The sequence below is a fragment of the Vreelandella maris genome (assembly GCF_013371085.1).
Lineage (GTDB): Bacteria > Pseudomonadota > Gammaproteobacteria > Pseudomonadales > Halomonadaceae > Vreelandella > Vreelandella maris.
Genome location: NZ_JABWCV010000060.1, coordinates 1 through 3370, shown reverse-complemented (window position 1 = coordinate 3370; position 3370 = coordinate 1). Strand labels below are relative to the sequence as shown.

Genomic DNA, 3370 nt, shown 5'->3' with positions numbered 1-3370 from the left:
TCAGCACGGTGGGTTTTGGCAATAACGGGCTTGCGAAAGCCAACTTGCACGGGGCGAATGATCAAAAAGTGCTCGCTGGCGGTGATAGGGAAAGTGTCGGCGCCGGCTTCACGGATTCAGGTATTAGAAACAGTGGTTTATGCCTGTTTGAGTGGCGATATAACATCAATAATCATGCTGGCGCGCTCAATAGTGTTATGTTGAAGGGCGTATAATCACTGTTATGTTTTAAGGAGGTAGTTTGAGTAAAGTCGTTGGACGCTGGCGAATTAAGTGGATGGAAATGTGGGATCAAGACTTTGTTGATCTTATCGAGCCCGGATACTTCCAGTTCGATGAAGATGGCCTCGGCTTTTTTGTATTCGGAGCAGTTGAGGGCCAAATCGACTACCGCATTCCAGATGATGGAGGGCGAGTCGAGTTTTCTTGGTCTGGAAATGATGATGGTCGTGAAAAGTCTGGCCGTGGTTGGTTTCAGTTTTCATCTTCAAATTCAGCGAAAGGGGAACTCTTCATTCATTGTGGAGACGAGTCGGCCGTAGAAATCGAATATCAAACATAACTGTCCCTGCTGTATCGAGACCGCGGCCCGCCTCAAAGCCAATACCGGGCTGTTCTCGAAAGCCATCACCATGGCCTGGTTCAGGGAAACAGCCTGGCTGGCTTTGGCCTGCTGATATTCTTTCAGCGACACACTCTCTTGTGCCTGGGCCGACACCATGGGAGAGACGGCCAAGGCTCCCGGAACTATCATCGCGCACAACAACAATCGTTTGTTCATTCAGTATCATCCTGGCTGTTTGACTGAGGTCAGTGAGTCAGCATTTTTGCGTGGGATTCCGGAGCGACCTTACAGACAAACCTTTAATACAGTTTGAAATTCAGGCACCGGATAAGAAATGAGCTTTGGCGGCAGGGGGGGGGCAGAGGTAAGGGCGAGGATGTCGAGTCACCGGGCGTCAAGGCAGGCGCACGATGGTGGGTTCTTGCATGATAAATAAAAACCGGCCCGTCATTTGGGCCGGCTTTTTATTCTGGATCTGAATTGCTTGTGATCACTTGGCCGATCAGAAACTCCTGCTCCAACCCAGCCAGAACTTCGGATCATCCGAGTTGACAGAGCCAAGCGCGTCGGTTGACTCAATGTCCGCGTACTCCACGTTAACACTGAAAGAACCGAAGTTTCCCGCATCCTTTGTAACGTTGGCGGCGACGTGTGAATAACTTGCCTCGCCGACAGAAGCCTTGCCGTCATCAGCGAAGTCGTAATAGCCAAGCGTCACACCGGCACTGTAGCTGTCCTCCAGAGGCACCCCAACAGAGGCGTAGTAATAGGCATCCCCCTGCACGAACACCCCATCACCACTGGTGTCGCTGTTGATCGTGTAGGCCAGGCCGATGGCCGCAATGCCATAACTGATCTCGCCGTACAGTTCGCCGAAGTCGATGGAGCCCGGCGCGTCAGGATACGCATAATAAATGTACCCAACGTCATAACCCAGTTCTTCCACAGAGCCGGAGAATCCGGCATAAAGATCAAGCTCATAGCTGGTGCCGTCACCAAAATCGACATTGGAACCCCAACCACCGGCGTAGAAGCCCGACGCATGCTCATAATCCAACCCTCCCTGGACAGCCGCAGCCCCGTCTGTCTGGGTGACGCCCCGGAACAGATAGTTGCTGCTGGCGCTCACATTTGAGCTGACGTCAGCGCTAACAATGGCGGGCGCAGCCTGAAGTGCTGCAAGCAAAGTGATACTGATAAAACCTGATTTGGTGAAAAACTGCTTCTTCATAATGGATACCTTCGGTTGGGTTTCATTGCTCCAAATATGATTTAGCAAAATTCCTGCCACATCTTATTTATTCTTGTTTATCATAATTATAGAGACAAATCGGCGCATTCTGAGCTTGCCCCCGAAAAACGACCGCAACACCTAGCGCCCCAGAACCTGTCACTGACCCGGACCGGCGCCCTGTTTTGATGCCATTCTCTGTAACTATTCTGTAATCTTTGCCAAGTAGGCTTTAATAGCGCTTCAACACACATAAGCAAACCAAAAAGGTGAGACAGATCATGAGCAAGAAATATTTGGGCTTGGCTTTGGCGATTTCTGCCGCTTCTGCTGCACAGGCCGGAACTGTTACGACCAGCGGCAAAGACCTTGTGATCGATACCGAGAGCGGTATCAAGGTGAAAACGTCTGACAATTCTGCGTCTTTTCAGCTCGGCGGGCGCCTTCAATGGGATTACGACGCCACGCAGTCTGACGCCAACGGTGTTGACACTACCGATTTCGACGTGCGCCGGGCACGCCTCTACGCCAAGGGCCACTTTGGCGACTGGGCGTACAAAGCCCAGTTCAACGTGGCTGAGAGTGATGGCGCCGACGGCGGGAACGCTGAGGACCTGTACATTCGCTACCTGGGATTTGGCTCGACGGCAACCGTGACTATTGGTAAGCAGAAAGAGCCATTCGGCCTGGAACAATTAACGAGTTCAAAAGACATCTCGGCCCTTGAGCGATCCGCCATGACCGAGCGTTATACCCCCGGTCGCAGCGGCGGCATCCAGCTCAGTGGCAAAGGCAGCAACTGGACCTACGGTATCGGCTATTTCGAGGCAGACGGCGATGGCAGCGACGACTTCAATAACACGGCAGTAACCGCACGGGGCACGGTTGCACCCGTTCAAACGAATAATGCTGTTGTTCATCTTGGTGCGGGTTATACCACGCGTGATGCCGACACTCAGGCCAATGAGGTCGATACGTTTAATCTGGAATTGGCCGGCGCTTTCGGGCCCTTCCATGCCCAGGCCGAATATTTCGATTCCGAGGAAGGCCAGGTGGATGTTGATGGCTATTACGTACAGCTTGGCTGGATCATCACCGGCGAAAGCCGTCCTTACAAAGCCGGAGCATTCAAGCGGGTAAAACCGGCATCACCCAAAGGGGCCTGGGAAGTTGTTGCCCGCTTTGAGGATGGTGACGGAAAATACAGTGATGTGGGGCTGGCCACGACCGACGGTGAGCAAACAACACTGGGCGTTAACTATTACGCCAACAAGAATGTTCGACTTGGAATGAGCTACATGGATGGCGAAGAAGCCAATGGCGCTAGCGGAGATGAAGTGCGTGCGAGGTTACAATATGCATTTTGACCGCATGGAGGTCGCTTGAATGAGTTTGCGGCTTGATATAGTTCTTGAGAGTTAATGAAATACTCAGGTTTTGGGCAGATATTAATGGGTAAGCGGATTAAATGGTTGATCTTACCTTTGCATGAGAGTGAGACAGACCGGCATCTCATCGGATTATCTGGTTGATGCTTCACCTACTGCTGGTGCATGTTTCCTTCGCTAATTCCA

General features: G+C 51.9%; 4 protein-coding genes. 3 read left to right on the top strand and 1 reads right to left on the bottom strand.

Annotated elements, in window-relative coordinates; all coding sequences use genetic code 11:
* Positions 1-215, top strand: a 215-nt coding sequence (locus HUO07_RS21650) for a hypothetical protein (protein ID WP_217908999.1), incomplete at its 5' end; no start/stop codon positions are given.
* Positions 216-241: 26 nt separating this feature from the next.
* Positions 242-562: a hypothetical protein gene (locus HUO07_RS21335; RefSeq protein WP_164834383.1), complete on the top strand. Its 321-nt coding sequence runs from the start codon at positions 242-244 to the stop codon at positions 560-562.
* Between the two features lie 505 nt (positions 563-1067).
* On the opposite strand, the gene HUO07_RS21330 is transcribed toward HUO07_RS21335, so the two are convergent.
* On the bottom strand, positions 1068-1796 hold the full coding sequence (locus HUO07_RS21330) for a TorF family putative porin (RefSeq protein WP_035566949.1): 729 nt from the start codon (positions 1794-1796) through the stop codon (positions 1068-1070).
* 281 nt (positions 1797-2077) lie between these two features.
* On the opposite strand from HUO07_RS21330, the gene HUO07_RS21325 reads away from it, so the two are divergent.
* Positions 2078-3163 carry an OprO/OprP family phosphate-selective porin gene (locus HUO07_RS21325; RefSeq protein WP_035566952.1) on the top strand — a complete coding sequence of 362 codons (1086 nt, stop codon included), beginning with the start codon at positions 2078-2080 and terminating at the stop codon, positions 3161-3163.
* Positions 3164-3370: the final 207 nt, after the last annotated feature.